A 9134-nucleotide genomic window follows, 5' to 3' on the forward strand; every position below is an offset into this window, starting at 1 on the left:
TCGTGTCATCCCCGCGAAAGCGGGGACCCATCTTCTTCTGGCATAGGATGGGTCCCCGCTTCCGCGGGGATGACACGACCCCAAACCCCCACCACCCCGCACCACGAAAGGGCCGCGCCCTCCCTCTGGTGGGCGCCCCAACGGCCGACGTAGGCGCTTTATGGTGCCACCCCTCCCACCGAAGTTCGGGTGAGCAACGTTGCAAAGCGTCCTCCCAAGGGAGAGGGAGGGCCCGGCCCGGCGGGCTTCGCCCTTGATTCCGGGCCAAAGTGGCATCTACTTCCACGATCAAGTGTGCACCAATCGAACCGAGGGAACCTTGACCGACCCGGATTCACAACGCTAACATATTCGACGACACTACCCGCGACCCTTCCTCAAAGGAGCTAAATGGACCCGTCAGTATTCTGGACTAGATATGAGGAGACGGCGAAAGACTACGATGAGCTTCATGCAAAAATCGTACTTATCTCCGAGGCGGCAATTAGGGCTGAGCGGACTTTGGTCTGGCGTGGTCAGAAGGACGCAACATGGGCTTTGCATAGCAAGTTATATAGAAATTATCTTGCTCGCCGCCCCAGCCGAGTAACAGAAAATGCTTTTGCAGAACTTGAAAAGACCATCCTGAGGGATCTTCGAAGGTGGGGGCTGCACTCTCAACGAAATAGCGGAAGACTTTCCATTCTTTCTCAGCTAGCCATGCTTCAACATTTTGGCTCCCCAACTCGCCTTTTGGACATAACATTCAATGCATTGGTTGGAGCATTCTTTGCAACAGAAAAAGATAGTGCTCACGAAACTTCTGATGCGCGTCTCTTTGCAATTGATGTGACTGATCGACTAATAAACGAAACGAAGTCGCTTCGAAATTGGGAGGACTCACTAGATATTCCGTGGAGCGATAGCTTCATCTTAACTCAGTATTATGATCTAGAGCGACGAGGACATTCCGGCCTTACAGTTTTTCGAAGAAACTTCATGATTGATTGGCTGCATGAGTGGAGTAGTCATTTCTATGCTTGGCGCCCACCATCGCTTGATGCCAGAATTGCCGCGCAGAACGGTGGGTTCATCTTTGGCGGAATTGTGGGGACCTCACTAAGGGAGGGTTACCTCGACTCAGCCTTGGAAGTTCGGCATGCTGGATTTCAGCTAACGCATCCATCAGATCCGTCCTCGCGGCTGACCATTGATGAAACTCGGCGCATCACCTGCATAGCTGTACAGCCAAAGCCATTTCCAACGAAATCCATACGTGAAAACACGAAGAATTCAATCTATAGCATTCGAATAACTTCAAAAGGCAAGAAGGAAATACAGAGTAAACTTATGCAAATATATGGATACACTCATTCTACGATTTATCCGGATTTCCCGGGTTTTTCGTTGTATGGTGAAGGAACGACTTAACTTGGTCCTTTCGAACTTTTCTTAGAACAATTGTAGAGCCGGTCCCAATCCACCACCCCAACCCCCTTAACAAACCCTTACCGCCCTCCCTCCCCCAACAAAATCAACCCCTTACCCACCTGTCCCACCGTGGGACACCCGCCCGGAGCCCCTTGCGGCCCCCCAAACCTCACCCATAGCCCCCCGCCCGGCGGCACCACATGCCCCGCCGGACGGGCGGTCTTTCAAGGTCAGCTCTTTTCGGTCGCAAGCTTGGGCATCGCGGCAGGCGTCCCGTTCGGCTTTGGATCGCTCAGCAGGCCTGCCAGCCCGTCATCCATACTGATCCCGATCTCTTCGCCCAGCTTCTTCATGACCGGCAGTTGCAGCGCCGCCCCAAGCATGGCGTCAAAAGCCTGGTTGACCGGAGCCTTGCCGTTCATCTCGCCACCGCCACCCTGCGACCCGTGCCCAAGCCCCGTGATGTGATTGATCCGGATCGAGTCGATCTTCTCGGCGGGCTTCACCATTTCCTGCACGATCTTCGGCATCGCTTCCAGGCGGGCCAGCGCGATCCGCATGGCGACAATCTCGGACGAGAGCGTGTTCTCGGAATTCGCTAGCGCCTGCCTGCCCTCGGCTTCGGCCAGAAGGTCGGCCTTCTTCGCCTCGGCGCGGATCGTGATGGCATCCGCCTCGGCCTGAGCCTCCTCGCGCAGCGCGGCGGCACGGTCGGCTGCGGCTTCCCGCTCGGCCTCGGCGGCCAGGCGCAGGCGCGTCCCTTCCCGCTCGGCCTCCCGGCGGGCATCGATCACCGCGATCTCCTTCTCCCGCTCAGCCTGCGCAACTGCGCGCGCCGTCTCGATCGCTTCGGACGCCTTGATCGCCTCGGCCCGCGCCGCATCGGCACTCGCCCGCGCCCGGCTCTCGGCTTCCGATTTCTCGTTGATGACGATCTGCCGTTCCTGGTTCGCAACCTCGATCTCGCGTTCCTTCGTGATCTGCGCTTCCTCCATCGCGCGGGCGCGGGCGATTTCGGCTGTCTCGATGTCCTGCTCGCGGCGGATACGGGCCCGCTCCTTCTCGGATTCGGCAGCCTCGCGCGACCGGGCGATCTCGGCCTCCTGCGCCGCCTTGAGCACCTCGACCTCCTGCGTCCTCGCGATGCGCGCCTCTTCCTCGTCCCGATCGATCTGCAGCTTCAGCTTCTCCGCCTCCATCGCGGACCGGCGCACCGCCACATCCGCGTCGGCGTCAATCTGTGCCCGCTCTTTCTTCGACGTCGCGATGACCTCGGCCAGCTTCCGCATACCCACCGCGTTGAAGGCGTTGTTCTCATCCAGGGCCGAGAACGGCGTCTGGTCCAGCGCCGTCAGCGACACCGACTCAAGCTCCAGCCCGTTCTTCAACAGGTCGTTCGACACCGCATTATGCACCTCCTGCACGAACGAGGTCCGGTTCTCGTGCAGCTCATCCATCGTCATGCGCGCCGCCACCGCACGCAGACCGTCGATCAGCTTGCCCTCGATCATCTCGCGCAGCCCGTCCACGTTGAAGGTCTTGTCCCCCAGCGTCTGCGCCGCCCGGCTGATGCCGTCCTCGGTCGCCTGAACCGAGACGTAGAACTCCGCCCCCACATCGACGCGCATCCGGTCCTTGGTGATCAGCGCACCTTCCGAGGCCCGCTTCACCTCAAGCCGCAGCGTCTTCATGTTGACCGGGCTGATTTCATGCAGCAGCGGGATGACGATGGCACCGCCGTCCATGATCACGCGCTTTCCGCCCGCTCCGGTCTTGACCAGACTGACCTCCCGGGTCGCGCGGCGGTAAAGCCTGCCCAGGATCAGACCGATCAGCAGCAGGAAAGCCAGGACTGCGCCAACTATGATGAGAAAGGCGTACAAGGACATCGAAGGGCTCCATTCACGAAGGGTTGCGAAAGACCGGGGTTCAGCCGATCGCGATGATACGTATCGCCCACTGAACTGGGGTAACGCGCTGGCGCACCGTCAGCACCTCGCTGCCTTCGGTGATTTCGTCGGCATCGCCGAAGGGTTCGCAGCGAAGGTAATGCACGTTGTTATGCCGATCATGAAGCCGGACTTCAGCCGGCACGCCACGGCGCGCCACGCCTTGGGTGACCTTGCCCCGCAACCCGCCCATGAACTGGAGCGACGTGGCCGAGCTTTCGTACTTCGGCAGAAATCGCGCAAAGACCCCGGAGAACTTGCGCGCAAACCCCAGGCCGAAGGGCAGAGCCACAAGCCCGGCAAGGCCCGCTGCCAGGGGCGCTCCAAAGACGGTCGTGACCAATGATTGCAAGACAAAACCGGTAACTCCAAAGCCAAGCAATGCCGCCGCGAACCAGACCATGAACGGCGTCGCTCCCAGGCCGAGCAGACCCGCAAAGCCGGAAGGAGCGGCCGCTTCTGGAACATCGGCGGTATTGTCGGCGGCGGAAAGAAGGGCGTCAACGTCTGGAATCTCTCCAGGATCAAGATCGAAGGCCGAGCTTGCCCCCTCCAGCCCAACGTCAAGGTCCGGACCGTCGCTCGCACCAAAGAGCGATCCGCCGATCAGCAGGGCTGCCGTCTCAAGCAGCAAGAGGGCCAGCAGCAGACCCAGAGCCAACGAAAACGGTACATAAGGCATTGACAACAAAAGCGACACGCCTTGCCTCCTTAAGGGCACTGACTGGCCCAACCGTCACAAGAGTGTGATTGGCCTCCCCCGAATTCAATAGTTCGCAATCAATTCTTTGGACCTCAGACCGCCGCCCCTGCGCTTCAGTCCAAGCAGCGCTGCGGAAGGCAGCTTGCCTCCAAGCCATGGCGCGGGGGTACCGCATATGGGGGCGTAAGGGCAAAACCCACCGCGTAGGGTGCGCATTCATGGCGCACCAAAGCTCAACACCACCCACCGCGCCCCGCAGCGTGTGCATTCATGCGCACCATCCCGTAAAGTGGGGTTCTACCCCACCATCCTGTCCACCCCGCACCACCAAAGGGCCGCACCGTCCATCGGGTGGGCGCCCCAACGGCCGACGTAGGCGCCTTATGGTACCAGCCCTCCCACCGCAGTTCGGGTTTGAGACGCTGCAAAGCGCCGTCCCTAGGGGGCAGGAGGGCGCGGCCCGGCGGGCTTCGCCATCGATTCCGGGCCAAAGGGGCCAAACTTGGATGCTATGCTTCGAAAACAGCAGTGGTTCACGGGGACCGGAAGATACACCGCCGCTCCGGTCGAATGAGGCACGACGTTAACTAGGAGTCCACTTGAGATCGCTCTTTAGCGAGGCGATAATGGGCCTTCGGATCTCTCGCATAGTCACCTTGAACAAACACTAGAATACCCTTGCGGCATAGCCGGTCAAGATCCTTCTTTGACGTTGCCCAAGTGCGCCCCGTTAGTCTTTGAGCCTCCGACACCTGTACCGCTTCATTTCTAAACGCATACGCAGCTATCTTTATCTCATGGTCCTGCATGAGTTTCCATTGTTCTACCCCGAAGTGCATGGCAACTTCTCTATCGCTCGACCTGCTACGAACCTGGTGGTCATTCTGTAGTATGACCCGTACGACCACTCCGTGAAGCGCTTCTTGCCGAAACTGGGGCTCTGGAAGGTTGTACTCTGCCATGCTATCTCTTATCCGTCTGGTACCTTCTCTTGCCATCTGCACGTAGCCAAGATAACGCATTGCATCCATGAAATGATGATTTCTGGACGCGCGTAGGGCGTAGATCGTCTTCTCATTGACCGGAGGCACAAACCCTCCAGGGCTCTCAATCTCCATTCTATTGCTATAGATCTTAATCGTTGTGTCAGTACCTGAAAATGAGTATGAACGATGGACACAAGCGTTTACCAACGCTTCAAACCAAGCCCACTTCGGGTACTCTGGCGTAGTTACGAACTTTCCATCACTGTTCAGCCAAGTTACAGTATGAAGCGCCTCTTCGATGGCATTTTGTGCTTTCTGGATTACTTCGACAACACACCCCTCACAAAAGCGGTCTCTAATAGGACGGTAGTTTTCACCAGAGCCTTCGCGCTCACCGTCAAACCTCTGGACCCTGACGCGACATCCGGGGATAGTCCGCCCGGGGTCTTTTGCTGCGAGTAGTACTAGCGTATTTAGTGGAAAGTATTGGTCACCGCTTTTTTCAATTAGATGCCGATCAACTAGGACTTCTTCATTGGACCAATCACTCCGCTGTTCGCGCCTGCGAAACTCGTCGCAAAAGTCCTGAATGATTGACCGATGGAAGTCATTGGGATATGTATATGGTGCGCGATCCAGCTCAAACGATACCTCGTTTCTAGTAGCTCTGAAATCTCGCTTCTCTTCTTCTGACATTCTGTGCTTGGTATCCCCATAGCGAATCCAAGCTTCTGATTTATTTGTTTCTGCTAGTTTTCCGATGTAAGGTATGTAGACGAGGATTAGGAAGTCATCTTCTCCATCAACTACTACTGGAACACGCTTAAATTCTGGCTTCGCAGTCGGGCACTTTTGAGTATGGCACTTCTCGATCTCATTGAGAGTCTTCTGATCCAGCCGCTTACAGCCTTGGACCGTGCCATCGTCAGCAACCCCGTAACACAGTACTCCACCATCCGGGGTATTTGAAAAGCAGCTCATGTACGCCGCTAAGTCATCAAAATGTATCTTGACTGTCGATTTATAATCGATCCTGCGATCTTCTACAAAAAACGAAATCATTCTCTGCGTAAAACGCACCCAGATGTCCCTAGGCGTCCACAAAGCCGGTTGGTCGCTGACCGAGAACGGTTCGTCGAAGGGAAGGCTCAACTGGTTATCGGTCATTTTTCCACATCTAGTATGTCGAGGTCGGGTCGACATACCATATATAGAACTTTGCCTGATTCTATATGTGGTGTGTCGACCTACGCTCGACATACTAGGTGATGTTACTTCAGGTTGATAGCAGGTAGGCTTGGCGTACGCGATTTCACCGTTCCCCAACCCCCTTAACAAACCCTTACCGCCCCCACTCCCCCAACAAAATCAACCCCTTACCCACCTGTCCCACCGTGGGACACCCACTCGGAGCCCCTTGCGGCCCCCACAAACCTCACCCATAGGCCCCCGCCCAGCGGCTGACCAGCTGCCCTTGCAGCCGCCGCGCCCGTTTGGTCCAGGCCGAGGACCCCTCCGGCTCCTCCCGATCCCCCACCGGCACCGCATCCCGCCGCGCCGGGTCGCCCGAGAAGATCGCGAACACCAGCTCCCGACCGCCCGGAGGCACCACATGCCCGGCGAGCCCCGAGACAAAGTTCAGCGTCCCCGACTTCGCCAGCACCTTCACCGGGTGCCCCTCGATCACCTTCCCCTTGTCGTCCTTCATCCCCACATCCCGCAGGATCGGCTTCAGCCCCCGCTTCCCCTTCTCCGCCGCGACCAGCACCCGCACCATCCCCGCCGCCGTGACCCGCGAGACCCCGCCAAGCCCGGAATGGTCATACAGATCGAAGCTCTCCCCGAACGCCTGCCGCACCCACTCCGACATCGCCTGCCCCGACGCCTCCAGCCCCGCAAGCCCGGAAGCCGCAAGCCCCACACACTCCGCCGTCAGGTTGGTCGAGAACTTCAGCATGTCCTGCAAAACCTCCGGCAAGGTCTCGCTCTCCACCCGCCCGATCTCCTCCCCTGCAGGCAGCGCCCCGACCCGCTCCCCAACCTCCAGCTTGATCCCCTGAGCCCGGCACAGCGTCCGGAACACCTCCGCCACATAGCGCCCCGGATTGCGGACCGGCAGCCACCGGCTTCCACCGTTGCCAAGAGACCCCGAAGCGACGGTCCATTGCTCGACCTGTCCCGGATCGTAGGTAAAAAGCGGCGCCTCGCGCGCGGCGACGCTGACCCTGACCATCCCGACCTCAGGCAGAAACCGCTCCCCCCGAGCATCAACGGCCACCTGCCAGTCGCCGTTCGCCCGCTTCCATTCGAAATGCACCCGGTTGAAGTTCAGGTTCAGCCCCGAGATCGCGGCATTGTAGCCCACATGCGCCGGCTGATCCTCGGCAATCCCCCTCAGAACCGGCAGCGCGCCCTCCCAATACAGGAACCGCCCCGTCGCCCCCTTCACACCCTTCGCAGCCAGCCGCGCCACCAGATCGCCCAGCTGATCCGTCTGCAGCGTCGGGTCACCCCCGCCCGCCAGCACAACATCCCCCTGTACGATCCCACCAGAAACCGGCCCCGTCGCCAGCACCCGCGTCACGAACCGATGCTCCGCCCCCAGCCGGTCCAGCGCATAAAGCGCTGTCACCGCCTTTGCCACGCTGGCCGGCGGCAGCGCCAGATCGGGCTGCCGTGCCGCCAGCACCGCGCCGGTCTTCGCATCGGCCAGCACATAGGCAACCTCGCCCCCAAGCTTCGCCGCCGCGATCAGCGCCGAGACATCCCCGGCCGATGCGCTTGCGGCCGCTGGCTTGGCCCCCGCCAACCCAGGCCGCGGCACCGGGCGGGGTGAGCTGTTCATGATCTCGGCAACAGCCGGGACCGCAACTCCCGCCAGAAGCCCAGCCAGCATCATCCGCCGCGTGATCACTGCATCGCTCTCCCGATTCCCAGCATGCGTGATACCCGATTGCCAGGATTCCGCCAGACCGGCGTTCCGCCCGGCCCGGTCACAAGACGGTCAGCACCGCACTGGCTGCCCTTTCATCTTTGTCCAAATATCCCCGCCGGAGGCTCTTTGCCGAAGCCAACTGGCCCTGGGTCGGAGGCGAGACAAGACTTGCGCCTGCCAGGGCGCTCATTTCAAAACCCGGCCCGACCGCCACCCCCCCTTCGCCCTTATCTCGGTCGACGAGGCCGCATTTAGCGGCAGGTTCACGAAAGCCCAGACCGGCGGCTTCCGCCCCCGAAGGTTCTCGCCCCGCGCCACCTGATGCACCCGGAAGGCCCGCGCGGCGACCGACAACCGCGCGGTCACACCCGAACCCGGCCGCGCCAGCACCCCCACGGCGACCGATCGCAGGATATCGCGCCACCGCTCCCACCGATGGAACTGCACCAGATTGTCCGCCCCCATCAGCCAGACGAAAGTGACCCCCGGATAGACCGCCTTCAGCCGGTCGATCGTATCCGCCGTCGCCCGCGTCCCGAACACCTCCTCCAGCGCCGTGATCTTCACCCGCGAATGGCTCATCACCGCCCGAGCGCGCTTCAACCGCTCCGCCATCGGCGCCGGCTGCCGCGCCTTCAGCGGGTTGCCGGGGCTGACCAGCCACCACACCTGATCCAGCCCCATCCGCTTCAAGGCCTCGCGGCTGATATGGACATGCCCCTCATGCGCCGGATCGAACGACCCGCCAAGAAGGCCAATCACCATGCCCTTGTGAGCGATCGGGAAACCCTGTTTCATCCGCTCATGGCTAGACCAACCGAAGCCCTGCATGGAACGGAAAAATGAGGTCGTCGCAACGATTTCGTTCTGCAGGGCCCGAGAGCGCACAATGAAGCCCGCCAACATCGACCTCGCCCCCGCCGACCCGGCCTCGCCGCAGGCGACCCATTGCCTCACCGAATACTTCGCCGAGCTTGACCGCCGCTTCCCGACCGGCTTCGACCCCGGCCCACCCGCCGACCCCGCCGACTACCGCCCCCCGAACGGCCTCTTCCTCATGGCCACCGCCGACGGCAGCCCCGTCGGCTGCGTCGCCCTCAGCGTCCCCAATGCCGAGGTGAAACGCCTCTGGATCGCCCCCACCGCCCGCG

Annotated in this window: 6 protein-coding genes and 1 pseudogene; 2 read left to right on the forward strand and 5 right to left on the reverse strand. The window is 60.4% G+C overall.

The window, feature by feature from the left end; genetic code table 11:
- Positions 1-390: 390 nt before the first annotated feature.
- The gene (locus ACRCSW_RS12450; RefSeq protein ID WP_438705516.1) at positions 391-1410 is read left to right on the forward strand and encodes an FRG domain-containing protein; all 1020 of its coding nucleotides are present in this window, start codon (positions 391-393) and stop codon (positions 1408-1410) included.
- A gap of 230 nt (positions 1411-1640) precedes the next feature.
- Here ACRCSW_RS12450 and ACRCSW_RS12455 read toward each other — a convergent pair whose 3' ends face one another.
- The 5 genes from ACRCSW_RS12455 to ACRCSW_RS12475 all read right to left on the reverse strand — a co-directional run bounded on the left by ACRCSW_RS12455 (position 1641) and on the right by ACRCSW_RS12475 (position 8781).
- On the reverse strand, positions 1641-3299 hold the full coding sequence (locus ACRCSW_RS12455; RefSeq protein ID WP_438705517.1) for a flotillin family protein: 1659 nt from the start codon (positions 3297-3299) through the stop codon (positions 1641-1643).
- A gap of 40 nt (positions 3300-3339) precedes the next feature.
- Entirely contained in the window at positions 3340-4059 is a 720-nt protein-coding gene (locus ACRCSW_RS12460) for an OB-fold-containig protein (RefSeq protein ID WP_438705519.1), read from the reverse strand.
- A gap of 590 nt (positions 4060-4649) precedes the next feature.
- Positions 4650-6215 carry an ATP-binding protein gene (locus ACRCSW_RS12465; RefSeq protein WP_438705521.1) on the reverse strand — a complete coding sequence of 522 codons (1566 nt, stop codon included), beginning with the start codon at positions 6213-6215 and terminating at the stop codon, positions 4650-4652.
- 268 nt (positions 6216-6483) lie between these two features.
- Positions 6484-7962 carry a D-alanyl-D-alanine carboxypeptidase/D-alanyl-D-alanine endopeptidase gene (gene dacB / locus ACRCSW_RS12470; RefSeq protein WP_438705523.1) on the reverse strand — a complete coding sequence of 493 codons (1479 nt, stop codon included), beginning with the start codon at positions 7960-7962 and terminating at the stop codon, positions 6484-6486.
- A gap of 207 nt (positions 7963-8169) precedes the next feature.
- Entirely contained in the window at positions 8170-8781 is a 612-nt protein-coding gene (locus ACRCSW_RS12475; protein ID WP_438705525.1) for a nicotinate-nucleotide adenylyltransferase, read from the reverse strand.
- 91 nt (positions 8782-8872) lie between these two features.
- On the opposite strand from ACRCSW_RS12475, the pseudogene ACRCSW_RS12480 reads away from it, so the two are divergent.
- Positions 8873-9134: pseudogene (locus tag ACRCSW_RS12480) on the forward strand (PadR family transcriptional regulator); the annotation flags it as partial.

The organism is Tabrizicola sp., from assembly GCF_051645465.1.
Classification (GTDB): Bacteria; Pseudomonadota; Alphaproteobacteria; order Rhodobacterales; family Rhodobacteraceae; genus Tabrizicola.